This is a genomic window from Thermobispora bispora DSM 43833 (assembly GCF_000092645.1).
In the GTDB taxonomy this organism is placed as follows: domain Bacteria; phylum Actinomycetota; class Actinomycetes; order Streptosporangiales; family Streptosporangiaceae; genus Thermobispora; species Thermobispora bispora.
Genome location: NC_014165.1, coordinates 951842 through 975667 on the forward strand (window position 1 = coordinate 951842; position 23826 = coordinate 975667).

General features: G+C 73.1%; 22 protein-coding genes and 1 tRNA gene. 5 read left to right on the forward strand and 18 right to left on the reverse strand.

The annotated features are described in order from the left end of the window. From TBIS_RS04180 to TBIS_RS04200, 5 genes are all read right to left on the reverse strand, one after another. Complete coding sequence (locus TBIS_RS04180) at positions 1–996, reverse strand: LacI family DNA-binding transcriptional regulator (RefSeq protein ID WP_013131095.1); 996 nt, start codon at positions 994–996, stop codon at positions 1–3. Beyond that, positions 993–2444 (reverse strand): GH1 family beta-glucosidase, encoded by a 1452-nt coding sequence (locus TBIS_RS04185; protein WP_148231449.1) that lies wholly within the window; start codon positions 2442–2444, stop codon positions 993–995. The genes TBIS_RS04180 and TBIS_RS04185 overlap by 4 nt, the downstream gene beginning before the upstream one ends. Positions 2445–2455: 11 nt before the next feature. Then, positions 2456–3277 carry a carbohydrate ABC transporter permease gene (locus tag TBIS_RS18830; RefSeq protein ID WP_013131097.1) on the reverse strand — a complete coding sequence of 274 codons (822 nt, stop codon included), beginning with the start codon at positions 3275–3277 and terminating at the stop codon, positions 2456–2458. Between the two features lie 93 nt (positions 3278–3370). Then, positions 3371–4384: a carbohydrate ABC transporter permease gene (locus TBIS_RS18835; RefSeq protein WP_013131098.1), complete on the reverse strand. Its 1014-nt coding sequence runs from the start codon at positions 4382–4384 to the stop codon at positions 3371–3373. 3 nt (positions 4385–4387) lie between these two features. Then, the gene (locus TBIS_RS04200) at positions 4388–5686 is read right to left on the reverse strand and encodes an ABC transporter substrate-binding protein (RefSeq protein WP_013131099.1); all 1299 of its coding nucleotides are present in this window, start codon (positions 5684–5686) and stop codon (positions 4388–4390) included. A 649-nt stretch (positions 5687–6335) separates the two neighbouring features. On the opposite strand from TBIS_RS04200, the gene TBIS_RS04205 reads away from it, so the two are divergent. Continuing rightward, positions 6336–7748, forward strand: coding sequence for a glycoside hydrolase family 16 protein (locus TBIS_RS04205; RefSeq protein ID WP_013131100.1), 1413 nt, complete (start codon positions 6336–6338; stop codon positions 7746–7748). 246 nt (positions 7749–7994) lie between these two features. Here the strand turns inward: TBIS_RS04205 and TBIS_RS04210 are convergent, their stop codons facing one another. Next, positions 7995–8534, reverse strand: coding sequence for a hypothetical protein (locus TBIS_RS04210; protein WP_013131101.1), 540 nt, complete (start codon positions 8532–8534; stop codon positions 7995–7997). 279 nt (positions 8535–8813) lie between these two features. Then, positions 8814–9182, reverse strand: a complete 369-nt coding sequence (locus TBIS_RS04215) for a response regulator transcription factor (RefSeq protein ID WP_041431179.1) — start codon at positions 9180–9182, stop codon at positions 8814–8816. A gap of 584 nt (positions 9183–9766) precedes the next feature. Here TBIS_RS04215 and TBIS_RS04220 point away from each other — a divergent pair. Next, a tRNA-Arg gene (locus tag TBIS_RS04220) sits at positions 9767–9841 on the forward strand. Between the two features lie 186 nt (positions 9842–10027). Here TBIS_RS04220 and TBIS_RS04225 read toward each other — a convergent pair. The 4 genes from TBIS_RS04225 to TBIS_RS04240 all read right to left on the reverse strand — a co-directional run bounded on the left by TBIS_RS04225 (position 10028) and on the right by TBIS_RS04240 (position 14601). Then, on the reverse strand, positions 10028–10405 hold the full coding sequence (locus TBIS_RS04225) for a PPOX class F420-dependent oxidoreductase (protein WP_013131103.1): 378 nt from the start codon (positions 10403–10405) through the stop codon (positions 10028–10030). Positions 10406–10938: 533 nt separating this feature from the next. Beyond that, positions 10939–12102 carry an alpha/beta hydrolase gene (locus tag TBIS_RS04230; RefSeq protein WP_206207209.1) on the reverse strand — a complete coding sequence of 388 codons (1164 nt, stop codon included), beginning with the start codon at positions 12100–12102 and terminating at the stop codon, positions 10939–10941. A 268-nt stretch (positions 12103–12370) separates the two neighbouring features. Beyond that, entirely contained in the window at positions 12371–13429 is a 1059-nt protein-coding gene (locus TBIS_RS04235; RefSeq protein ID WP_241019867.1) for a PP2C family protein-serine/threonine phosphatase, read from the reverse strand. A 500-nt stretch (positions 13430–13929) separates the two neighbouring features. Beyond that, positions 13930–14601 carry a PP2C family protein-serine/threonine phosphatase gene (locus TBIS_RS04240; protein ID WP_241019868.1) on the reverse strand — a complete coding sequence of 224 codons (672 nt, stop codon included), beginning with the start codon at positions 14599–14601 and terminating at the stop codon, positions 13930–13932. 130 nt (positions 14602–14731) lie between these two features. Here TBIS_RS04240 and TBIS_RS04245 point away from each other — a divergent pair, with 130 nt between their 5' ends. After that, entirely contained in the window at positions 14732–16759 is a 2028-nt protein-coding gene (locus tag TBIS_RS04245; RefSeq protein WP_013131107.1) for an N-6 DNA methylase, read from the forward strand. Positions 16760–16794: 35 nt separating this feature from the next. On the opposite strand, the gene mreD is transcribed toward TBIS_RS04245, so the two are convergent. The 7 genes from mreD to TBIS_RS04275 form a co-directional block, all read right to left on the reverse strand. Then, positions 16795–17316 (reverse strand): rod shape-determining protein MreD, encoded by a 522-nt coding sequence (gene mreD / locus TBIS_RS04250; RefSeq protein ID WP_013131108.1) that lies wholly within the window; start codon positions 17314–17316, stop codon positions 16795–16797. A gap of 2 nt (positions 17317–17318) precedes the next feature. Further along, on the reverse strand, positions 17319–18065 hold the full coding sequence (gene mreC, locus TBIS_RS04255) for a rod shape-determining protein MreC (protein WP_013131109.1): 747 nt from the start codon (positions 18063–18065) through the stop codon (positions 17319–17321). Between the two features lie 92 nt (positions 18066–18157). Beyond that, positions 18158–19987, reverse strand: a complete 1830-nt coding sequence (locus TBIS_RS20030) for a PH domain-containing protein (RefSeq protein WP_013131110.1) — start codon at positions 19985–19987, stop codon at positions 18158–18160. Beyond that, positions 19984–20475: a PH domain-containing protein gene (locus TBIS_RS19710; RefSeq protein WP_241019871.1), complete on the reverse strand. Its 492-nt coding sequence runs from the start codon at positions 20473–20475 to the stop codon at positions 19984–19986. Before TBIS_RS19710 ends, TBIS_RS20030 begins: the two co-directional genes overlap by 4 nt. Positions 20476–20926: 451 nt before the next feature. After that, positions 20927–21052 (reverse strand): hypothetical protein, encoded by a 126-nt coding sequence (locus tag TBIS_RS20035; RefSeq protein ID WP_013131112.1) that lies wholly within the window; start codon positions 21050–21052, stop codon positions 20927–20929. Between the two features lie 81 nt (positions 21053–21133). After that, a complete protein-coding gene (locus TBIS_RS04270) occupies positions 21134–22585 on the reverse strand; it encodes an MFS transporter (RefSeq protein WP_013131113.1) in 1452 nt (483 codons plus the stop codon). A 62-nt stretch (positions 22586–22647) separates the two neighbouring features. Then, positions 22648–23040 carry an ATP-binding protein gene (locus TBIS_RS04275; RefSeq protein WP_050760431.1) on the reverse strand — a complete coding sequence of 131 codons (393 nt, stop codon included), beginning with the start codon at positions 23038–23040 and terminating at the stop codon, positions 22648–22650. A gap of 300 nt (positions 23041–23340) precedes the next feature. Here TBIS_RS04275 and TBIS_RS19275 point away from each other — a divergent pair, with 300 nt between their 5' ends. Further along, positions 23341–23481 (forward strand): hypothetical protein, encoded by a 141-nt coding sequence (locus TBIS_RS19275; RefSeq protein ID WP_013131115.1) that lies wholly within the window; start codon positions 23341–23343, stop codon positions 23479–23481. A gap of 34 nt (positions 23482–23515) precedes the next feature. Then, positions 23516–23764 (forward strand): hypothetical protein, encoded by a 249-nt coding sequence (locus TBIS_RS04280; protein ID WP_013131116.1) that lies wholly within the window; start codon positions 23516–23518, stop codon positions 23762–23764. Positions 23765–23826 lie beyond the last annotated feature (62 nt).

A 23826-nucleotide genomic window follows, 5' to 3' on the forward strand; every position in this document is an offset into this window, starting at 1 on the left:
TCAGGCCGACTCCCGCACCACCAGCTCGGTGGGGAGGATCACCGGGTCGGCCGGTCCGCCGTCGAACAGGTTGAGCAGCAGCCGGACCATCGCGGCGGCCTGCTCGGCGACCGGGTGGCGCACCGTGGTGAGCGGGGGCTCGGTGTACCGGGCGGCCTCGATGTCGTCGAACCCGACCACGGCCACGTCATCGGGCACCCGCCGGCCCGCCTGCCGCAGGGTCTGCAGCGCCCCGATCGCCATCATGTCGTTCGCGGCGAACACCGCGTCCAGGCCCGGGTCGTCCTCCAGCAGGTGGCGCATGGCGACCGCCCCCGACTCCCGGGTGAAGTCACCGACGGCCACGATGGAGCGGCGGTCCGACCCGCGCAGCGCGTTGCGGTACCCGGTGAGCCGATCCTGGCCGGCGATCATGTCCTGCGGCCCGGCGATGGTCGCGATCCGGCGGCGGCCCCGCTCGAGCAGGTGGCGCACCGCCAGCTCCGCGCCGCCCACGTTGTCGTTGTCCACGTACGGCAGCGGCACCGGGACGGCGGGCCGGCCGTACGAGACCACGGGGACGCCCATGCGGGCGAGGGCGGCGGGCAGCGGGTCGGCACCGTGCATCGAGATCAGCATGACGCCGTCGACGTGGCCGCCGGCGATGAAGCGCTCGATCCGGGCGTGGCTCCGCGGCGAGCTCGCGAGCATGAGCACCACCTGCCGGTCGGCCTTCTCCAGCTCCAGGCTCGCCGAGCGGATCACCGTGGAGAACATCGGGTCGTCGGAGAAGACCCTGGTCGGCGGCTCGGAGACCACGAGGGCGACCGAGTCGGTGCGCTGGGTGACCAGGCTGCGCGCCGCCGAGTTGGGGACGTACCCCAGCTCCTGGATCGCGCGGAGCACGGACTCCCGGATCTCCGGGGTCACGGTCTGCCGGCCGTTCACCACCCGCGAGACGGTCGCCCGCGACACCCCGGCCCGGGCCGCGACCTCCTCCAGGGTGGGCCGCTTCACTCGCCGTTCCGCAGACCATTGCGCCGCACGACGTCCCGATACCACAGCGCGCTCTCCTTGGGTATGCGCCGCATGGTCGTGTAGTCCACGTACACGATGCCGAACCTCTTGTGGTACCCGTAGGCCCACTCGAAGTTGTCCAGCAACGACCATACGAAATACCCGCGCAGATCGGCACCGGCCATGATCGCATCGTGGACGGCCCGCAGGTGGCCGTCGAGGTAGGCGATGCGCTCCGGGTCGTGCACCCGGTCGCCGTCCGCCCGGTCGTCGAACGCGGCCCCGTTCTCGGTGATGATCAGGCCGACCTCCGGGTAGTCGCGGGAGAGCCGCAGCAGCAGGGTGCGCAGCCCGTCCGCGTCGATCGGCCAGCCCATGGCGGTCACCGGCCGGTCGGGACGCTCGAACCGGATGCCCTCGCTCCCGGGGAAGGCCGGGTTCGCCGGCTCGCCCTCGGCCGCGGAGACGTACGTGGGGGAGTAGTAGTTCACCCCGAGCAGGTCCAGCGGCTGGTGGATCGTCTCCAGGTCCCCGTCCCGGATGTGGCCGAGCCCGCCGTGCCCGGCCATGATCTTGAGGACCTCCTCCGGGTAGCGGCCGCGCAGCGCCGGGTCGAGGAACTGCCGGTTGGCGAGCGCGTCCACCCGGGCGGCCGCCTCCCCGGACCCGGGGCGGGCCTCGATCACCGGGGAGAGGCTGAGCGTGAGCGCAAGCTGGGCGGCGCCCGCCGAGCGCAGGGCGGAGGCGGCGAGGCCGTGACCGAGCAGCAGGTGGTGCACGGCGCGGAAGGCGGCGGGCACGTCGCGGCGCCCCGGCGCGTGCTCCCCGGTGGCGTAGCCGAGGAAGGCCGCCACCCACGGCTCGTTCAGCGTGATCCAGCACCGGACCCGGTCGCCGAGCCGCCGGTGGACGGCGAGCGCGTACTCGGCGAACCGGTACGCGGTGTCGCGCGCCGCCCAGCCGCCCCGGTCCTCCAGGGTCTGCGGCAGGTCCCAGTGGTAGAGGGTGGGGTACGGCGTGATGCCGTGCCCGAGCAGCTCGTCCACGAGCCGGTCGTAGAAGTCCAGGCCGGCCGGGTTGACCGGGCCCGACCCGTCCGGGACGATCCGGGGCCAGGCCACGGAGAACCGGTACGCGGTCAGGCCGAGGCCGGCCATGAGCCGCACGTCGTCGGCGTACCGGTGGTAGTGGTCGCAGGCGATGTCCCCGGTGTGGCCGCTCGCCACCTTCCCCGGGGTGTGGGAGAAGACGTCCCAGATGGACGCGCCCCGGCCGTCCTCGGCCACGGCGCCCTCGATCTGGTAGGCGGCGGTGGCGGCCCCCCAGATGAAGCCGTCAGGGAAGACCAGGTCCCCCCGGGCCGCGTCCGGCTCGCCGCGCGTGTCCCTGGACGAGCCCGCGGCCACGAGGTCGCCCCCGTCGTCCTCGGCCCGCCCCCGTGATGTCATGGCCGATTCGGTCATCCCTTGACCGCTCCCTGCATGATCCCTCCGATGATCTGCTTGCCGAGAAGGATGAAGATGAGCACGAGCGGCAGGGTCGCCACCGCCGTGCCGGTCAGGCCGAGCGCGAAGTCCTGGACGTAGCCGCTCGCGAGCTGGGAGAGCGCCACCTGCACCGTGGGGTTGTCCGGGGTGAGCACCACCAGCGGCCAGAAGTAGTCGTTCCAGGCCGTCATGAAGGTGAGCATCCCGAGCACGGCGGCGGCCGGCCGGGCCACCGGGAAGACGATGTACCGCAGCAGCCGCCAGCTTCCGCAGCCGTCGATGCGGCCCGCCTCGAGCAGCTCGGTGGGGAGCGCCCGGCTCAGGTACTGGGTCATGAAGAACACGCCGAACGCGCTCACCAGGGACGGCACGATCACCGCGTACAGCCGCCCGGTCCACTCCAGCTTGATCATGAGCATGTAGAGCGGGATGATCCCGAGCTGGGTCGGGACCATCATCGTGACCACGAGCAGGGTGAGCAGCGCGTTCCGGCCGCGGAACCGCAGCTTGGCGAAGGCGAACCCGGCGAGGGTCGAGAAGAACACCACCGAGACGGTGATCGACCCGGACACCACGAACGAGTTCACCAGCGCCAGCGCGAACGGCGCCGTGTCGAAGACCCGCCGCACGTTGGCGAAGAAGTTGCCGCCCGGGAGCAGCGGCGGCGGGACCTCGGCGAGCGCCGCGTTGTCGTGCGAGGCGACGACCAGGCTCCAGTAGATGGGGAAGGCGGAGAAGAACGCGACCGCCATGAGCGTGAGGTAGACGAGCGGGTGCGCGCGCAGGGGTCTCATCCACCCTCCTCGATGGTGTGGCCGGGCAGGCCGGCCGTACCGGAACGTGCGGCCGGCCGGGCGGCCGGCCGTGGGGCCCGCGCGGGGCGCCGCTCACGAGCGCTGGTCATCGAGGCCTCCCCGCATGCGGCGGACGATCAGGTAGTTGACGCCCACGACGAGCGCGACCAGCAGGAACATCACCCACGCGGCCGCGGACGCGTAGCCGAACTCGAAGCTCCGGAACCCCTTCTCGTAGAGGTAGAGCGCGAGGGTCTGGAACTGCCGGTCGGTCCCGCCGGTGACGGCGGCGCCGGCGCTGACCTGGGCCCCGAACAGCAGCGGCTCCGCGATGATCTGCATCGAGCCGATCGTGGTCACGATGACCGTGAAGATGATGGTCGGGCGGATCATCGGGATCGTGATGCTCCGCAGCTGCCGGAGGCTGGACGCGCCGTCGAGCGTGGCCGCCTCGTACAGCTCCCGCGGTACGGCCTGCATGGCGGCGAGGTAGATGAGGGCGTTGTAGCCCGTCCACCGCCACATGATCATCACGGCGATGGCGATGTGCGAGCTCGCCACGCCCGCCTGCCAGTTCACCCGCTCGAAGCCGAGCGCCTCGAGGATCAGGTTGATGAGGCCGAAGTCGCGGCCGAAGAGCTGGCTGAAGATGACGACCACGGCGACCACGCTGGTGACGTTGGGGAGCAGGAGCGTGATCCGCCACACCGTCTGCGCCCGGAGCGGCCGGTTCAGCATGTGCGCGAGCAGCAGCGCGAGCAGGAGCTGGGGGACCGCGGAGATGACGCCGATGGAGAGCGTGTTGAACGCCGCGTTCCAGAAGTACTCGTCGGCCAGCAGCTCGCGGTAGTTGTCCAGCCCGATGAACGGGCTCTCGCTGCTCAGCAGGTTCCGGTCGTGGAGCGAGACCCACGCGGTGTAGAGCAGCGGGAACAGGCCGAACGCCGCGAAGAGCAGGTAGAAGGGCGCGATGTAGACGTACGGCGAGACCGACAGGTCGAGCCGGTCGAGCCGGGCCCGCCAGGTCCGGAGGGCCCGGTGAACCGCTCGATCGGCCCCCCGCCCGGCCGGTCGCCGTTCCGCGCTCACGGTTCCGTCGGGGGCCATCGCTTACTTGATCTTCTCGACGTCCTTGAGGACCTGGGCCCAGGCCTCCTCGGGCGTCTGCTTGCCCTGCTCGACGCGGCCGAGGCCGTTGCCGATCGCGGTGCGCACGTCGCCCTCACGCGGGCCGAGGTGCTGCGGCTGGAGCTTCTTCGCGGCCTCGGAGTAGATCTTCCCGACCGGGGCGCCGTTGAAGAAGTCCTTGGTGAAGTTCTGGATGTCCGGCTGGTCGTAGAGCGACGGGATGGACGGGAAGTTGCCGGTGGTCTTGAAGACCTTGGCCTGGCTCTCCGCGGAGGTGAGGAAGTCGACCAGCTCGGCCGCCTCCTTGGGGTGCTTGCTCTGCTTGGGCACGGTCAGGTGGCTGCCGCCGGAGTTGCCCGCGCCGCCGGGGATCGCGGCGATGTCCCACTTGCCCGCCGCGTTCTTGGCCTGGTCCTGGATGTACGCGGTCATCCAGGCGGGGCAGACCACGGTGGCGAAGGTGCCCTTGCTGAAGCCGGTGTTCCACTCGGGGGTGAACGCGGCGATCTTCGCGGAGAGGCCGGCCTGGATCATCTGGACCGACAGGTCCCAGGCGCGCTTCACGTCCGGGTTGGTCGCCACGACGATGTTGTCGTTCTGGTCGTACACGCCGACCGGGGCCTGCGCGATGATCGCGCGGAGGATCTCGCCCGGGCTGTCGATGAACGCCGTGCCCTTGGGCGCGGACTTCATGAACTTCTTGCCGGTCTCGATGAAGTCCTCCCACGTGGGCCAGAGCGCGGAGACCTCGTCCCGGTCCGTGGGGAGGCCGGCCTTCTCGAACAGGTCGGTCCGGTAGCACATGGCCAGGCCGCCGACGTCGGTGCCGAGGCCGATGAGCGCGCCGTTCGGGGCGACGCCCTGCTGCCACTTCCAGGGGAGGTACTCCCCCTGCCGCTTGTCGAGCCCGTACTCGCGCAGGTCGTGGAACTTGTCCGGCTGGGCGGTGAACTGGCTGATGTAGCCGACCTCGATGGCCTCGACGTCCGCGGCGCCCGCACCGGTGGCGAGGTGGGCGGCGAGGTTGGTGTGGTGGTCGGCGAAGGACGCCTGGCGCTCCTCGATCTCGATGTTCGGGTGGGTCTTCTTGAACTCCTCGTACAGCGGCTCGAAGCCGAAGTCGCCGAACAGGCCCACCGTCAGCTTGATCTTCTCCTGGCCGCCGGAGCCGGTCTGGGTGGAGCCGTCGCCGCCGCAGGCCGCCGCGGTGGCGATGAGGGTGGCGGCGAGCATGGGGGCGGCGAGCCGGCCGATCCGGCGTCCCACGTGGCGAGTGCCCATGAACCCTCCCTGGGTTCGCGCTTCGAAATTAGATGATCATGAAGAGAGCGCTCTCTCACCACCTTGCGCATGACGGAGGGTGAGGTCAAGGCGCAGAACGGTAACGTTCGTCACCATCCGTTCACGAAGCCGTAACGAAATGAGAGCGCTCTCACACTCCTGGCTCAGTCCGGGCCCGGAACCCGGCGTGGCGGCCGCACCGGCGGCCGGCCGCGCCGGCGGCCGCCGTGACCTGCGATGTCGTACGGCCGGCCGTGCCTGCGGACCTGGCCGCCCAGGGCCGGGCGGCGGGCATCGGCGGGCGGATGGCAGGGGAGAGAGCGCTCTCGTGGTCGGCCTGGTCAGCCAGTAGAAGGTGAGAAAGCGCTCTCACAAAATCTGGAAACCTTCTTGACCGAAGTCAGATCGCGTAGGAAAGTGACGGCGAACCGGTCCGCGGCCGCAGGGAACGGCCGGACGCCGGCGCCCGCGCGGCCACCCCCATGGCCCGGGCACCGGCCGGCATCCCGGTCGCGGCCTATCGGGGCGGACGCCGACAGGGACAAGCCCGACCCCGCCCCGGCCCGTCGTGACGCCACCGCACGCGGGCGGCGATCACGGCGCGGCCCAACCCCCGGATTCCCCCCACGGCACGCTCAGGAGAGCAGCGATGCGACTACCGCTCCCCGTACCCCTCGCGAGGCTCCGGCATCCGATCCTCGCCCTGCTCCTCGCGAGCGCCGCGCTCCTCGCCGTCGCGGCCCGGCCCGCCTCGGCCTCCGTGCCCGGCACCCCCTCCGGATGGACGCTGATCTGGGCGGACGACTTCAACGGCCCGGCCGGGTCGCTGCCCTCGTCGAGCGACTGGATCATCGACACCGGCCACTCGTACCCCGGCGGCCCGGACCGGTGGGGCACCGGTGAGATCCAGCGGTACACCGCCGACCCGGCGAACGTCAGCCTCGACGGCAACGGCAACCTGCGCATCACCCCGATCCGCACCGCCAGCGGTGAGTGGACCTCCGCCCGGATCGAGACCCGCCGGGCCGACTTCAAGCCCGCCCCCGGCCGCATCCTGCGGATCGAAGGCCGCATCCAGCTGCCGAACGTGACCGGCAACGCCGCGCTCGGCTACTGGCCGGCCTTCTGGGCGCTCGGCTCGCCGTACCGCGGCAACTACTGGAACTGGCCGGAGATCGGCGAGTTCGACATCATGGAGAACGTCAACGGGCTCAACACCGTCTGGGGCGTGCTCCACTGCGGCGTCAACCCCGGCGGACCGTGCAACGAGCCCAACGGCATCGGCAACAGCCGGGCCTGCCCCGGGTCGACCTGCCAGTCCGGCTTCCACACCTACCGCTTCGAGTGGGACACCAGCGTCTCGCCCAACCAGCTCCGCTGGTACGTCGACGGCCAGCTCTACCACACGGTGAGCCAGAACCAGCTCGACGCGACGACCTGGTCGAAGATGACCTCCCACTCCGGCTACTTCCTGCTGCTCAACGTCGCCATGGGCGGCGCCTTCCCCGACGGGGTCGCGGGCTTCCCCACCCCGACCTCGGCCACCGTCTCCGGGAAGCCGATGCTCGTCGACTACGTCGCCGTCTGGCAGAGCGGCTCCGGCTCGTCCCCGTCCCCGTCCCCGTCGCCGTCGACGAGCCCGCAGCCCGGCGGGTTCGACGCGCGGTCCATCATCCAGGCCGAGCACTACAGCGCGCAGAGCGGCACGCAGCTCGAGCCGTGCAGTGACGAGGGCGGCGGCCAGAACGTCGGGTACATCGCCAACGGCGACTGGCTCCGCTTCGACAACGTCGACTTCGGCTCGACCCCGGTGACCCAGTTCAAGGCGCGGGTCGCCTCCGGGGCGCCGGAGGGGATCAGCGGGCTGGTGCAGGTGCGGCTCGACAGCCTCACCGCGCCGCCGATCGGTGACTTCGCCATCGCCAACACCGGCGGCTGGCAGAGCTGGCGCACCGTGCCGGCCAACATCAGCCCGGTGACCGGCAAGCACACCGTCTACATCACCTTCAGCAGCGGCCAGCCGGCCGACTTCGTGAACCTCAACTGGTTCACCTTCGAGTGACCCCGGGCGGGCCCTGACCCACGGGCGGGCCCGCCGATGAGCGGCGCGGCACCTCGCGTGCCGCGCCGCCTTCCGCGTTCCAGGCGCGTCCGCCGGGCCTCAAGGACGCGCCCGCCGGCACGCGAACCGGCCGTTCCGGGGGCCGGCGTCCGCCGGGGCGCCCCGTGGCCCGGCGGTCCGGCGTCACCGGGGCCCGTCCGGTCCCTCACCGTGGACCGTCCGGTCCCGGGCGCGCCCCGGACGGGGTCAGCTCTGCTCCGGTTCGGGCGCCGGCGTGATCTCCGTGGGCTCCGGGGTCCCCGGTCGCGGCGAACCGCCTCCGTGCCCGGCCGGCCACTTCGGCCGGGTGAGGTCCACGATCATCACCGCGGTCTGGCCGTCCCGGTCCCGGGTTGCGATCACCCACGCCTGGTCCCCGGTCCGGATGCCCCGGAGGCCCTCCACCCCGGCGCACACCCGGGTCGAGCCGTTCACCCGGTAGGTGTGCGCGCCGGACTCGCCGGCGATCGTGATCGCGTCCTCCGAGACGGAGGTCACCCGGCCGGTCTCCGAGGTGAACGTGTGGCGGCCGTCCGCCGGCGAGGGCGTCGCGGTGGGAGTGGGCTGGAGGTGGTGGCCGGGCGGGCTGACCGCCTCGTGAGCGGGCCGGCTTCCCGCGGCCGCGACGCCGGTACCCGCCGCCAATGCCAGAGCCGTGGCGAGCCAGACGATCAGCCGGTGCGTTCCTCCCCGGCGCGTCGGCCGCGGGCTCGGCGGGCCGGGTGCGTGGATTCCGGGGTCAGGCATTGCAGCGCTCCCTCCACTCGTCCGCGGTGCACCGCCTCCGGCGGAGGCCTCCGCCGGGGTGCCGCTGCTCCGCGAGGGCGGCACGCCGCCGCACATCCCGCTCCGCGGGCCGCACGCTCCACCGGCCCGGGCGCATCGGCGCGGCCGGGCGCCGTGGAGTTCGCCGTACCCCGGAGGCCGCAAGGTTCACGCGGCATCTGTAAAGAAGCCGTTCAGATACCGGCCGCGGCCGCCGGGCCACGGCCGTGGGGCGGAAGCGTCAGCCACGCGAAAGGAGCGTCAGGCCGAGCCGTCGCTCTCGGCGAGCTCACGCACGATCTGGATGAGCTCGGCGGGGTCGAACGGCTTGGTGACGTACGCGTCCACCCCGATGCCGAGGCCCCGCCGCCGGTCCTCCTCCTGGGCGCGGGCGGTGATGAGCACGACCTTGATGTGGCGGGTGCTGGGATCGCTGCGGAGCCTGGTTGCGGTCTCCCAGCCGTCCAGCCGGGGCATCATCACGTCCAGAGTGATCACATCGGGGTCGATGTCATGGACCCGGTCCAGGCAGTCCTGCCCGTCGCACGCGGTCGCGACCTCGAACCCCTCCAGCGTCAGATTGACCGCTATGAGCTGTCTGATGACCTCGTCGTCATCGACGACCAGCACTCGCCCCACGACTTCCTCCACGGCGGCAAAGCTAACCCTTCTCTGAGGTACCACGCGCCGGTTCGGCGACCTGGGACCGCGGGCGAGGCAGGGCTCGCCGGCGCGAGAGCCCTCCGGACGGCGGCGGCCCCTCTGAAGGCCGGTGCGGTGGGCCGCACACCCGGGTCGCCGCACCGCCCGGGATCATCGCGCATGATGCCGCGGCTCCGTGCGGACCGCGCCCGTCCGTCGCACCCCGCCGCCGCGCCGTCCGTCGCAGCACCCCGCCGGGCCCGCCCGCCCCGGGGCGCGTACCGCCCGGTGGGCCCGCCCGCGCCGGGCGCGTACCGCTGGGCCCGCCCGTGCCCGCCCCACGACCCGGCCCGGTCTCCCGCGCACGCCTCGCTTGGGCCCGCGCCGGGCCTCCCCGCGGGCCGGGCCGTACGGCGGAGCGGATCGGGAAGAAGGCGGGGGAGGGCGGGCGTTGACGGGTGCGGGACCGCCGCGGGCGGACGGGAGCGGCCGCCGGGCGGGCCGTGTCCGGGACGTTACGGCGATCGGCGTGACGAGCCACCCGGAAAAGCTGGTAGCCTTATCTCCGCCACGCCCCCTTAGCTCAGGGGATAGAGCACTGGCCTCCGGAGCCAGGTGCGCAGGTTCGAATCCTGCAGGGGGCACCACATACCGGCCGGTCGATCCGGCCACTGATCACGGCGGATGGGACAGGAGCCTCCTGCGGATTCCCGCCGTTTTTCTTTTTCGGCGTACGCCGGCTCCGGCAGGCCGTCACTGAGATCTTCACCACATTGTGATCGGAGGGCGCCCGGCCATGGCCGGCCGGTGCGGCGCTCCGCCGCGACGGCCGCTCACCGCACGAACACCTTCTTCGGCGTGATCCGCACGATGACCCGCTGACGGTCCGGTTCGGCGGGCCACGGCCGGCCCGTGTACTTGCGGGAGAGCTCCTGGATCAGGCTGCCCTCGGGGTCGTCGATGACGGTCGCGGTCCCCCGGACCTCGGCGTACCGGTACGGATTCGCCGAATCGAGCACCAAGATCGTGACGCGCGGATCCCGGAGGATGTTCCGGTACTTGCGGCAGCTCTTCAGCGTGGAGAACAGGACATCGTCGCCGTCGGTCTTCACCCAGACCACGGAGGCGTGCGGCGAACCGTCCGGGTTCAGGCACGCGACCGTCGCGCAGTGGGTGCCGTCGAAGAGTTCACGGGCGGCATCCGGCAGCACCGCATCCCTCCTTTGCGCGGCCGTGACGAGCAGATCATGCCATCCCACCCCGGCGGTCCCGTGGCCGCCCCGAGCCATCCACGGATCCCGGCATCGCGGGAACGGATCCGTCCGCCCGATATCCGAGGTCGCCACCGGCAGGGACACCGTCCCCGCTGCGGGGTCCGGGCACGGCCGTGCCGGCCGGCGCACGCCGCGGCCCGCCCGCCACACGGGCGGGCCGGCGGCCCACCGGAACGCCACGCGGAACCCGGATCGCGCGGTCGCCAGCCCCGACCTGGTGATCCAGGGCGACCGGGTGCTCCACCTGCGCTACCGGGTGCGCCGGTGACCGAGCCGGCGCTCCCCCCGGGGCTGGGGAACCGGGTGATCGGCCTCGGGCCGCCGGCCTCCGGCGGTGCGCGGCGAGAGCCACCGCGCCCGGTGAGACCGGCTCCGCGGGCGGTTCCACCGCTCCGCGCACGGCCGGAGGACGCGGCCCGCCGGCACGACCGGCGGTGTGGCCTGGAATGCGCGCGAGCCGGAGCGGGCCGTCACGTGTGATCGCCGCTGCCGAGCATGCCGTTGAGCGAGGTGTCGCAGAAGGCCGGGAGCGTCTCCGCCTCCTCCCCGGTACGGCCGGCGCTCGGCGGCAGGGCGGTGGTCCGGCGGATGATGTCGGCGACCAGGTCGGGCGCGTCGTTCATGGGCACGTGCCCGCACCCGGGCAGCCACTCCAGCCGCGCCCCTGGGATCGTGACCGTCGCCCGGAGCGCCTGGCGCCGGGGCAGGATGTGGTCAGCGGTGCCCCAGGCGATCGTCACCGGGACGTCGGGGATGTCGCCGATGAACAGGTCGCGGGCCCGCCCGGCGCGCAGCGTGGCGGTGAAGCCCACGGCCTCGCGGAGCGTGCGGAGCGAGGTGATGACCTGCTCGGGCAGGACGCACTCGGGGTGGGCGTACAGGGTGCCGCTCAGGACGGCCCGGCCGAGGAGCGTGGTCACCAGCCGGCCCACGAGCGGCTCGGGCAGGTGGGAGATGCGCCGGGCGGCGGCGAGCACGGCGAACGCGTACCGCCGTTCGACCTCGTTCCAGAACCCGGCCGGGGCGAACGCGGTGACGCTCCGGGCCAGCCCGGCCTGGGCGAGCCGCAGCGCGATCAGCCCGCCGAGGGAGTGGCCGACGACGTGCGGCCGGCTGCAGCCGAGCTCGGTGAAGACCGCCCCCAGCTCGTTCACCATGGTGGGCAGGTCACGCGGCAGCGACTCCGGCAGGTCGGCGGACTGCCCGAACCCCGGGAGGTCGATGGCGATCACATGGTGGTCGTCGGTCAGCAGCGGAACCACCGGGTCCCAGACGCGCCGGCACGACCCGATGCCGTGGAGGAAGACCACCGGCCGGCCCGCGCCGTGCCTCTCGTACGCCACGGTGATCGACGGCAGCCCGTCCGGGCGCCCGTCCACGAAGAGCGGGGAATGCATCCGGTCCGCGAAGGAGGCCAGGGGGTCGGTGCCGCCGGCCCCGGTGAAGAGCGATCGCATGAGCTCTCCCGTCATCCTGCCGACCTGGTTGAGCGCCCGCGTTCCCGTTCGTACCGCTTCATTGCTGATCTGTGCGGCGGCCGCCAGCACGGTACCCGTGACGATCGCCGGTGCGAAGTTCCACATGTCCGGCGGCGCTCGGTAGGCGCACTCCTCCTTCTGCTCTCGGCACTCCATGAAGCCTTCGCAAGGCTTACTTTCGATAACAACGTCCTTGGTCCCGGGCATGGCAGAAGCGAGGCACAGCCCTCAGATGATGTTCGTGCCCGGTCATCGGCACTTGAGGCGTTTAGCGGGGTGCGGCGTTCGGTGCGTTCCAGAGCTCGCGGGTTCGGGAACCGGCGCGGGCGTCCGGTCTCCGTGCGCCCGGGCGAGGTCTGATCCAGGGCGCGAAGTGTGGCGCGGCCGGGGCGCGGGGTTCGTGTGGCGCGGGCGCCCGGTCGGCTCAGGCGTCGCGGCTGCGCAGCAGGAGCATGGCCGCGTCGTCGTGGAGGGGGCCGTCGACGTGGGCGACGAGGTCGCGGCGGAGCGCTTCGAGGGCCGCCTCCGGGTCGTCGTCCTTCAGCAGCGAGACCCGCTCTTCGAGCGGGTAGAAGTGGCCCTTGCGGTCGCGGGCCTCCACCACACCGTCGGTGTAGAGGAGGATCTGGTCTCCCGGCTCGAACCGAACCGTGTACGGCCGGGGGCCTTCGACGGCGAGCATCGCCATGCCGAGCGGGGGCGCCGGCTCCTTGGGCTCGGCGAACTCGACCTTGCCGTTGGCGCGCAGGATCAGCGGCGCCGGGTGGCCGTAGTTGAGCAGGGTGAGCGTTCCGCCGGGGTGGGCCTCGGCCAGGACGGCGGTGACGAACTCCTCGCCGGACAGCCGGCGGTTGAGCGCCTTCTCCAGCCGTTCGCTCACGCCCAGCAGCTCCGGCTCGTCGTGCGCCGCCTCCCGGAAGGCGCCGAGCACGAGCGCCGCGGTCTCGACCGCCTCCAGGCCCTTGCCCTGCACGTCGCCGACGATCACGCGGACGCCGCTCGGCCCGGTCACGACCTCATAGAGATCGCCCCCGATCCGCGCCTCGGCCTTGGCCGAGGTGTAGGAGACCGCGGCCCGCAGGTGACCGGCCCGCCGCGGCACCGGGCGCAGCAGGACGTTCTGGGCCACCGCGGCGATCGACCGCACGTCGGCGAGCTCCCGCTCCCGCCGCTGACGCTCCCTGGTCGCCAGGACGCCGGCGGCGGTGACCCCGCTGATCGTGATCAGGCTCATGTTGCCGGGGCGCCGGCCCAGGAGGTCGTTGTACAGGGAGAGGGCCACGGAGAGCGCCAGGGCGATGAGCCCGATGAGCAGCGTGCGGCGCACCCCGCCGACCAGGCTCGCGAAGGCCGGCCCCAGCGCGAGGAGGGAGATGTAGCCGACTCCCGGTCCGGTCGATAAGTCGACCGCGGCCACGATGGCCATCATGACGAACGGGAGGGCGCCCATGATCAGCTGGGACCTGCGGTTCGTCTGGCTCACGGACTTCACGGGCTCTGGTGCGGGGGAACCCTGATAGCGGCCGCTTGTCACGTGCTGCCTCCGGGGCGTGTCTGGTGCATGCTTCTGACTGCCCGGCGCGCCGTGGTCACTCTAACAATCCGTAGTGCTGCGTGGACGCCGGACGAACAAGTCGGACCGTAAAAAACGGTTGTGACTCCTAGTCGATTACATACTGCCGCCTGCATGGCCAGTCGCCCCGTAGTGAGGTAAACGAGCCCATGCGGGCACAGCTCGGTGAGGCGGCCGTCCGGCGGGATAACGCGGGTGAAGCGGGCGGGGCCGATGGGCGTGGGCGGGGACGAGCGCCCGTTCGGGGCGCGGCGGGTACGGCGGCGGGGACGCGCAGGGCCGCCCGTACCGGTCGCGGCATCGGCCCGCTGCTCGGGTCCGGGGCGGGGAGGTCCGGACCCGGGGGAGCGGTCGGGACTCGCCATCGGGTGCGCACCGGTCGCCGGCTGCGGGCGACGGCCGGGGCGGGATCACGCGGAGACCGGCTCGACGTCGGCGACGATGCAGGAGATGTTGTCCGGGCCTCCGGCCTCGTTCGCCAGGTCGATGAGGCGGCGCACCGCCTCCTGGGGGTCCTCGACGGTGGTGAGCACGTGGTGGAGCTGCTCGGGGCCCACCACCGAGGTCAGCCCGTCCGAGCAGATGAGGTAGCGATCCCCGGGGAGCGCCTCGCGCAGGGAGAGGTCGGGGTCGGGGAGGCCGGTGGTCTCGACCGCGCGGAGGAGCAGGGAGCGGCCCGGATGCTTGGCCGCCTGGTCCGGGCTCATCTGCCCGTCGTCCACCAGCGACTGGACGAGCGTGTGGTCCCGGGTGATCTGGTAGAGCGCGCCGTCCCGGAGCATGTACGCCCGGGAGTCGCCGACGTGGGCCACGGCGAAGCGGCTGTGCCCGTCCCAGAGCATCGCGGTGATCGTGGTCCCCATCCGCGCGAGCGAGGGGTCGCGCGCCGCCATCTCGCTGAGCCTGCGCCCGGCCTCCTGGACCGCGCCGTCGAGCGCGGCGACGAGGGCCTCCGGGTCGTCGGGGAGCGGGCCCCCTTCCAGCTCGGCCAGGGCTTCGATCGCCACCGAACTCGCGATCTCGCCGTGGCCGTGTCCCCCCATGCCGTCGGCCACGGCGAGCAGGTGTTCGCCCGCGAACACCGAATCCTCATTCTTACTGCGGGACCGTCCCACATCCGATCCGGCGGCGTAGCGAAGGCGATTGTGCGTCATGGTTTTGAGTTAACCACTGGTTGAATGGCTTCACAAGTATGACCTAACCTGAAAAATTATGAGCCAGGACGCCACGGTGAACGCGGGCGATATAGCGCGGCTGGCCGACGTCGGCAGAGCTGCGGTGAGCAATTGGCGACGTCGTTATGAGGATTTTCCCCGCCCGGTCGGCGGCACCGCGTCCAGCCCGCTGTTCTCGCTGCCGGAAGTCGAGGAATGGCTGCGCAGAAACGGCAAACTCCGCGCGGTCTCCCTCGGTGATCGAATATGGCAGCGGCTCCGGGCGTCGGCCGGTGATCTCAGGCTCGGCGACCTGCTCGGTCAGGTCGGAGCCTTTCTTTTGTTTCTCAGCAGAGACCCGGAGGGCTGGAAGCGGCTGGCCGCCGAGGACGACCCGGCGGCGCGGCTGCCCCGCCTCCTCGCGGAGGCGACGCCCGACCTTCCCGTGACGGCGGGCGGGCCTCGCCCGTCCGGCGAGCTGCTCCGCCTCATCGCCGAGATGGCGGAGCGCGAAGGCGCGATCGAGACATTCGAGTTCCTCTGTGAGCGGTTCATCGAGGTGCACAGCCGGCGTCTCGGCCTCACCCGGCCGGACGTGGCCGGCCTCATGATCCGGCTCGCGGCCGCGGACGCGGAGTCCGTGCTCGACCCGGCGTGCGGCATGGGCGGGCTGCTCCTCGCGGCGGGCGCGCCGAGACTGCTCGGCCAGGACGTCAACCACACCGTCGCCCAGCTCGCCGCCGTACGGCTGCTGCTGCGCGGCAGGGACGCCCGCATCGTCGCGGGCGACGCGCTCCGCGGCGACGGGTTCCCCGGCGAGCAGGTGGACGCGGTGGTGTGCGACCCGCCGTTCAACGAGCGGGCCTGGGGGCACGCCGAGCTGGTCGGCGACCCCCGCTGGGCGTACGGCGTGCCGCCCCGGGGCGAATCCGAGCTCGCCTGGGTGCAGCACTGCCTCGCCCACGTACGGCCCGGCGGACTGGTGGCGATCCTCATGCCCTCCGCCGCGGCCGCCCGCCGTTCCGGCCGCCGGATCAGATCCGGCCTGCTGCGGGCGGGCGCCCTCCGGGCCGTGATCACGCTCGCGGCCGCCGGCCCGGACCTGTGGCTGCTCCGCCGCCCGGCGCGCGGAGAGCCGTTGCCGGCGTCGATCCTCGTCGCCGACGCCACCGGCGACCTCGGGCTGGCCGAGGCGGCGTGGCGCGCCCACCTCGCCGGGGAGGACCTCCCGGACCGCGCCCGGGCGGTGCAGATCATCGACCTCCTCGACGACGAGGTCGACGTGGGCCCGGTGCGGCACCTCGCGTTCCGCGGCAGCGCCCGCGACTACTTCCGGGTGCGGGACCGGTTCAGCGCGGCGTCGGCGGCGCTCACCGCCGCCCTGCCCGACCTCGAGGCCCTGCCGGAGCCGGCCCCCGGATGGGAGGCGTCGGTCACCACCGTCGCCGAGCTCGCCAAGGCGGGGCTGGTCACCATCCACCATTCGTCGCTGAAGAGCATGCCCGAGCCGGCCGAGCACCGCGGCGGCGCCCCCGGGCGGCACCGCGGGGACCGCGAGGGCGGCGGGTGCCCCGGTGAGGCGACCGGGGAGGGCGGCGGTCACCGCGAGCGGCGGCTGCCCCTGCTCACCGCCGACGACCTGATGGCCGGCGGCCGGCCGTCCGGCTCGATCCCCCCGGCGGCGGGCCTGGTCACGACCCGGCCGGGCGACATCGTGGTCTCCCCCGCCACGGCGCGGGTCGTCGACGAGGGCGGCGCCGTGCTCGGCCCGCACCTCAGCCTGCTCCGGGTGGACCGCACCACGATCGATCCCGACTTCCTCGCCGGATTCCTCAGGTTCTCGGCCGCGCGGACCCGGGCGCACGTCCACTCCACCCGGGTCGACGCCCGCCGGGCCCGGGTGCCGCGGCTGCCGCTCAGCGGCCAGCGCCTCTACGGCAGGGCGTTCCGGCGGCTCCTCGAACTGGAGGACGGGGTGCGCGAGCTGGCCAGCGCCGGTCAGGCCCTCGCCCGGGCCGGCCTCGAAGGGCTCGCCTCCGGCCGGCTCCGGCCGCGCGGGCGGGCGCAGGACGGCGAACCGGGGTGACCGGTGGCCGCGGGGGAGCGTGCGCACGGGGGCCATCATCGCACCCTCCGGCTGAGGTGGTACCACCGGCGGCTTCTCCGCCGTCGCCGCAGCTCGCGCAGGAGCGGGAAGAGCACCCCGACCACGGCGGCCGTGCCGAGCACGGTCCAGGCGACCTGCCCGGGAGAGGCGGCGAGGTGGGAGCCGCGCTCGCCGGTGAGCACGGCGACCGCGGCGTCGAGCAGGGTCGCGCCCAGGGCGATGAGCGCCGCCGCCGCGGTCCGCGTCCCGACGCCGGCGTCCCTGGGGATCTTGCCGCAGAGCAGGCCGGCCAGGCACAGGACGAGGGCGTGCCGCCCGATGGAGTGATCGGCCGGCGGCGCGATGTCGGTGGCGAGCCCGGCCGCGAACCCCAGCAGGGCGCCCACCTGAGGCCGCGTCAGGACGGCGAGCGAGCAGACGCCGATCACCGCCAGGTCGGGGAACCCACCGGGCAGGCCCAGGCGGTTCACCACCGCGGCCTGGAGGACCGGGGCGAGCAGCACCACGGCGACGGCAGCGAGCACGAAGGGCCGCACGATCAGCCACCTCCCGCCGCCGGGCCGGGGCCGAGCACCACGGTGACGAGGTCGAGCGAGGCGAACCGGGCGGCCGGCCGGAGCAGCGCGGTGCGGGAGCCGGCGCCGCCCTCCACCGCGATCACCGTGCCGATGGGCACGTCGGGCGCCACGGGCCGCAGGCTCGGTGAGCCCAGGGTCACCACCAGGTCGCCGGCCTTCACCTCGGCGTGGGGATTGATCAGGCTGAGCCGGAGCAGGCCGCGCTCGGGGACTCCGGTGACCACGCCCATCTCCCGGGAGTGCTCCAGCCGGGCGCCGATCGAGGACGCGCGGGCGGTGGCCAGCCGTACCGTCGCCGTGGCGGGACCGGCGTGGATGACCGTCCCGATGAGGCCGTGGCCGTCGAACACGGTCATGCCGTGTCCGACCCCGCTGCCCCGGCCGGCGTCGATGGTGACGGTCTGGTCCGGGCCGTACCCGACGACGTGGGCCGGGAGCACCCGGTAGGCGTCGGCTCCCGGGCCGGAGGCCGGTTCGCCGAGGGCCTGCAGGGCGGCGCGCAGCCGGGCGTTCTCCCGTTCCGCCTCCTCGAGCGGCCGCGGGCGCGCCACCCACCGGACCGTGGCGGAGACCGCGCTCTCCAGCGGGCCGAACACGGCCGATCCGGCGGTCCGCATCGGGTCGAGCGTGGTCCAGTGATCCGCGGCGATCAGGAGGATGGATCCGAGCAGCAGCACGGCGGGCATCCGCCGTCCCCGCTTTCTCATCTGCCGCCACCCTCAGGGACGGCACGTCCCCCCACGGTGATCATCCTTTCATAGTGTGGAACACGGTACGGTGCTCGGCAATCGGACGTGGGTCACGGCGGCCCGTCCCCCGCGCCCCGGCCGTCCCCGGGTCCCGCGGTGGCGTTCCCGGGCGCGGCGGTGCCCGCCTCACCGCCCGTGCCGTCCGCCGGCCGTTGCGGCGCGGCCCCGTTCCGCGGGCCCGGTACGGCGGTGCCGTACCGGAGGAAGGGGTCGAGCAGGCCGGGTGACGCCTCGCCGATCAGCCGGAGCGCCTCGCCGAGCTCCACGTCCGGTACGGCGTAGCTCTGGTCGCCGGCGGCCGTGGTGGCGGTGAGCGTGCAGAGCCCGGCCCGGCGCTGGAAGAGCGACCGCCGGATCGTCCACCCGATGATGCCGTCGCACTCGAGCACCACCCGCTGGCGCCGGATGGAGCCCGACCGGGTGACCAGGTGGCCGCGGACCAGGGTGTGGCCCAGGCTCCGGTACCGGTCGACGGCGAGCAGCGCGGTCACCGGCAGCAGCGCCACCCCGGCGATCAGCGGCCACAAGGGCAGGACCTCGGTGTGCCACAGGACGGCCAGCCCGGCCAGGGCCAGGCCGTGCGCGCCGAACGCCCGGGTGAACCGGCGCCGGCAGGCGGCGCGGCCGTGCCGTACCAGGGGAGCGGTCACCGGTGACGGACCGGCGGCCGCGGGACCGGGCGGGCCGGACCGGGAGGCCGCCTGCGCCTTGCCGTCGATGACGAGCGCCGCCACCCGCTCGGCCTCCGCGCGCGGCGCCGGCGGGAGCAGCGCCCCGCTGCGCTGGGAGCCCTGGTTCAGGCCGGTCGTCACCGCGGTCAGGGTGGCCCCGCCCACGGCCCGCAGCGTCAGGAACTCGGAGATCCGGACGCCGCGCAGCCGCCGCTCCTCGATCGTGGTCGCCCGGTTGGTGAGCAGCCCGCGGGTGACGTGCAGGGTCCCGTCGTGCCGGGTGAGCCGGAACCGCCAGAAGGCGAAGAGGTAGCCGAACGTGGAGGCGATCGCCACGATCACCACGAAGGCCGGAACCCCGATCACGAGCTGTGAGGTGAGGCCGAGGCCGCTGAACCAGTGCCACCCTTCCCGGACCGGCCCGACCCGGCGGACGTCCACGCCCCACTCGGAGAACAGCCGCCAGACGAAGGTGGCGAAGACGCCGATGGCGACCAGGCCGGACATCGTGAACGGGGCGAACCTCACCCATCCCGGCCGGAGCTCGGCGAGCAGGGTCTCGCCCGGCCCGGGGGACGAAGCGGCCTCCCCGGCGGGCGGCCCGGTCTGCGGTGCGGGCGCGGTCGCCACGGTCTGCCCGCTCTCCGCCGCGGGCCCGGTCGCCACGGTGGGCGCGGCCCCGGCGGCGGGCCTGGTCTCGCCTCCGGCGGTGCCGCGGCGGTGGAGGAGCTCCACCCGGAGCCGGGCGGCCTCCTCGGCGCTGAGCGAGTCGAGCGTGAGCCCGGCCGAGATGCCGGAGCGGCCGGTCCCGATCTCCACCCGGGCGAGGCCGAGCATGCGGTGCAGCGGCGGGGAGGTGATGTCGACCGTGCGGATCCGGTCCCGGGGGACGGTGAGCACCTTCCGCAGCACCACGCCCTTGCGGAGCCGCACGTGCTCGGGGGTGAGCCGGTAGGTGGTGGTGAACCAGCGCAGCACGCCGTAGAGGACCACGGCGGCGACCCCGCAGAGGCTCCACACCATCCCCGGGTTGCCGCTGGAGGAGCCGGCGATGAGCAGGCCGAGCAGGGCCGGGGCCATGCGCACGACCTCCTGGACCGGGTGGATCAGCAGCATCCGCGGGCTGAGCCGGCGCCAGGGCGCGGCGCCCTCCGGGCCACCGGTCGCCTCCCGGCCGCCGCCCGGGGCCTCTTCGACCGGCCCGATCATGTCGCGTCGCCCGTCGTGCTCTGGACGTTGGCGGTCAGCTCGGCGACGAGGCGCCGCGCGGTCTCGGCGCCGAGCCCGGACACGCGCACCGGGCCGGCGGCCGACGCGGTGGTCACCGTCACGGTGGCGAGGCGGAACAGCCGCTCCAGCGGCCCCTGCACGCTGTCCACGGTCTGAATGCGGGATATCGGGGCGATCCGCCACTCCTGGGTGAGCCAGCCCGACCGGGTGTAGACCGCGAGCGGCGTCGCCTCCCAGCGGTGGACCCGGTACCGCCACCACGGCATGACGGCGATGTGCGGCACGGCGAGCACCACGGTGGCGGTGAGGGCGGCGATGCGCAGGGGCTCGTGATGGTCCCGCACGACCACCCAGAACGCCTGGAACCCGGCGGCGATCAGCCAGCCGAGCAGCGCTTTGGTGAACCAATACCAGATCGCGGTACGGCTCACGCGGTGTGCGGGGGCGCGCAACACGGGGGTCTCCACGCTTCCACCCTGCCCGATCGCGGACCGTACCGGGTAACGGGTTCCGGCAGGCGGGGGATGGCGGCCGGCCTCCGCCCGATGCGCGGCCCGGCCGGGACCACGGCACGCCCCGGGGTGGACGGCCGCGCTACGCCGCGCTTCCGGGGACGATGGGCGCCTCCCATCGGCGGCCGCCGTACATCGGCGGTCCCTGCCGTACCTGCGGCGTTCGCCGCCCGCGACCGCGGACGGCCGCGCGACCGACGATGCGCGGATCGATCGACCGCGGTGCGGCCGGCCTCTGCCGCCAGGATGCCGGTGGCCGCCGGGGGTTCTCCGGGGCCCGCCTTCAGCGGGCCGCGGCGCCGGCATGGCCGCTCCCGCGAGCGGCCCGCCGGGCGATGGCCGGCACGCGGCCGGCACCGCCCGGCGGGAGCCGTACCGGGGATGACCGCGGATCGAGGTGGCGCGGTCACTCCTCGTCGGTGTGCCGCTTGGATCTTCGTTTCTCCTGCTTGGCGAGGCGGGCCTCCTTGATCGCCGTCCGCTTGGCCTTGCCGCTCGTCTTCGTGGGCTTCTTGCCTCGGCCGTCGGCCATGGTCTGTCCTCCATCCGGTATCCGACGCTGTGGGCGTCCTCCCTGGTGATACCCGATATCGGGCAAATCGGTGATTAAGGTTCAATCGGGGTGGGCGCTGAGCGGCTTGGCGATCTCCTCGAGCGAGCGGCGCGCCGCCTCCACGCCGAGCGTCCACTGCACCAGCCCGGCGGCGATCATCAGCGATGCGCCCAGGACGTAGCCGAAGGCCACGTTCCCGGGGACCTCGCTCTCCACCAGGCGGCCGAAGAGGACCGGCCCCACGATGCCGCCGAGCGCGGTGCCGATCGAGTAGAACAGCGCGATGGCGAGCGCCCGCGTCTCCATCGGGAAGATCTCGGAGACCGTCAGGTAGGCGGAGCTCGCCCCCGCCGAGGCGAAGAAGAACACCGTCATCCAGCAGGCGGTGAGCGTCAGCGCGGAGAGCACCCCGCGGTCGAACAGCAGGGCCGTGCCGATCAGCAGCACGCCCGAGAGCACGTAGCACCCGCTGACCATGGCCCGGCGGCCGATCGAGTCGAAGAGGCGGCCGAGCAGCACCGGACCGCAGAAGTTCCCGAGGGCGATGGGGATGAGGTACCACGGCGTGCCGGAGGCGGGCACCGCGAAGAACGTGGTGAGCACCAGCGCGTACGTGAAGTAGATCGAGTTGTAGAGGAAGGCCTGGCCGATGAAGAGCGCGAGGCCGACCACCGTCCGCGTGGGGTAGCGGCGCAGCAGGGTGGCCGCCACCTCGGTGAGCGGGGTGTGGCGGCGCTGGGTGATGGTGATCGTCCCCACCGGGGGCGGGAGCTCCGCCCCGGTCGAGCGCCTGATCCGCTCCTCCAGGTCGCGCACGATCCGCTCCGCCTCCTGGTCGCGGCCGTGGATGAACAGCCAGCGCGGGCTCTCCGGCATGAGCCGCCTGGTCAGCAGGATCACCACCCCCAGCAGCACGCCGAGGCCGAAGAGGATCCGCCAGCCGAGGTCGGGCGGGAACAGGTCGGTGTCGAGCATCGGGACCGCGATGACCGCGCCGAACGCGGTGCCGAGCCAGAAGGAGCCGTTGACCACCAGGTCGACGGTGCCGCGCACCCGGGCGGGGATGAGCTCGTCGATGGCCGAGTTGATCGCGGCGTACTCACCGCCGATGCCGGCGCCGGTCAGGAACCGGCAGAGGTAGAAGTACCAGGCCGTGGTGGAGAACGCGGTCGCCGCGGTGGCGACGAGGTAGAGGGCGAGCGTCGTCAGGAAGAGCCGCTTGCGCCCGAACTGGTCGGTCAGGTGGCCGAAGACGAGGGCGCCGAGGCAGGCCCCGGCGACGTACACGCCGGCGGCGATGCCGATGTCGGCGCTGGTCAGGTTGAGACCGCTGCCCGGCTCGGTGATGCGCGGGGCGACCACCCCCACGATCGTGACCTCGAGCCCGTCGAGGATCCAGACCGCGCCGAGCCCGATGAGCACCAGCCAGTGCCAGCGGGTCCACGGCAGCCTGTCGAGCCGGGCGGGTATGTCGGTGCTGATCCGGGCCGGGTTCGGCCCTGTCCGGGCCATATGGCCGGGTTACCCGCGACGGCCCGGGGTCTCACCGGGCCGCGACGTCGCACGGGTACGGCTCAGCGGGTGGCGTGGTTCGCGAGCCCGCGCCTGAGCCGGGGCGCGGCCGCCGGGCGGGCCTTGGGGAGGCCGGCCCCGAGCTCGAACCACACGGCCACGCCCTTCTGATCGGAGGAGACACCCCAGTAGGGGGTGAACAGGCCGACGAGGTGGACGCCACGCCCGGGGGTGAGGTCGGGGGAGGTCCAGCACGCGCAGCCCTGGGTGGTGAGCGTGACCCGCGCCGAGTCCGCCGTGGCCTGCACGGCCACCGCGTACTCCGGGCTGGTGCGGCAGGAGACCGCGTGGCGTAAGGACTCGGCGATGAGCTCCCCGATGAGCTGCACGGCGTCGTCGCGGCAGGGGTGCCCGTCGCCGAGCGCCTCGGAGACGAAGCGCCTGGCCGCTCTCACCTGGGCCGGGTCACCCGGGAAAATCCGCGAGATAATTGTTTTTCTACTCAGTTCAATGATTTTCATACCCGGTGGAACTCCTCCGATATCCGCGGTATCGCGGCCGCCGAACCGGCTTGTTCAATCCTGCACTTTGCAATTCGGCTGCGCAATATCTTGGCGGGTGATTCGATATTCGTCGGCGAAGGACCATGCGCTGAACAGGCAGGATGCCCGGTTGTCGGAGTCGTGAGCCTTGCGAGGTTTGATGCTCTGTTTCGCAGATGCATGCGGCTGAGGCGAGCGGGCACTTGTCTCAATATGCGGGAGGAGAAGGATTACGAGATCGGCGACGAGCCGGACTTCGCCGAGGAGCACACGCCCTCGGAGAGCGATCCGCCGAACGCCGGTCCGAAGGAGAAGCTGACCGGGGAGCCGTGGGACAAGCCCACGGAGGCGTGACGACGGCGGCCCAGGGGCCAGGGGGTGATGCGGCGTGGCACGCCGGAGCGGGCGGCTGCTCGACGTGCAGGAGATGTCGGCGCCCGAGATGATCGTGTACGAGGCGGTCGCGGCCCTCGGGATGGAAGGCCGGCCCGCGACCGTCTGCGCCGTGGCGCGGATGACGGGCCTGCCGGAGCCCGTGGTCGGGCACGGGCTGGACGGCCTGGTCGCCGGGGGCCGGGTACGGCGGGCGGGCGGCGGCTATGTGCTCGGCCCGCACGACTGGGGCCTCGAGCGCTGACACCGGAGCGCCGGGACAGCCACGGGCCGGGCGATGCCCGCCGAGCGCCATCTCGGCGGCTT